General features: G+C 54.2%; 1 protein-coding gene. It reads right to left on the bottom strand.

All coding sequences use genetic code 11. The features are described from left to right. Nucleotides 1–426 (bottom strand): VCBS domain-containing protein (locus tag CXF86_RS20045; protein ID WP_145992407.1); only part of this gene is annotated, 426 nt, incomplete at both ends.

Raw genomic sequence — 426 nt, 5'->3', positions numbered from 1 at the left:
GTGGCATTAATGCCGAAGGTACCATAGTCATTGACTTGAGGGACAAAGCCCCAGCTCCAACTGGCTCCGTTATCGACATCACTGGCGGTTAAGGTGCCGCCCGTGGTGAGACTGCCTGGCTCTGGATCATTACCGCCATCCATGACACCCGCTTCTAGGACATCTCCAGTCGCATCGGCAATGGTGGAAGTGATCAACGGAATATCGTTGGTACCAGTGACGGTCACGGTGACAATTTGAGTGCTGAATGCACCAAACTCATCGGTGACGGTGACCAAGAAGGTCTCGTCGTGAGTTTCACCGGAGGCGAGGGCATCAACCAAGGCGTTATTAGCTAGAGTGTAACTCCAGACGCCGGTGGTGGCATTAATGCCGAAGGTACCATAGTCATTGACTTGCGGCACGAAGCCCCAGCTCCAACTGGCT

Origin of the sequence: Shewanella sp. GutCb (genome assembly GCF_002836135.1) — a bacterium.
GTDB lineage: Bacteria > Pseudomonadota > Gammaproteobacteria > Enterobacterales > Shewanellaceae > Shewanella.
The sequence above is the reverse complement of the archived record's forward strand: the minus strand, read 5'-3'. Positions and strand labels throughout refer to the sequence as shown.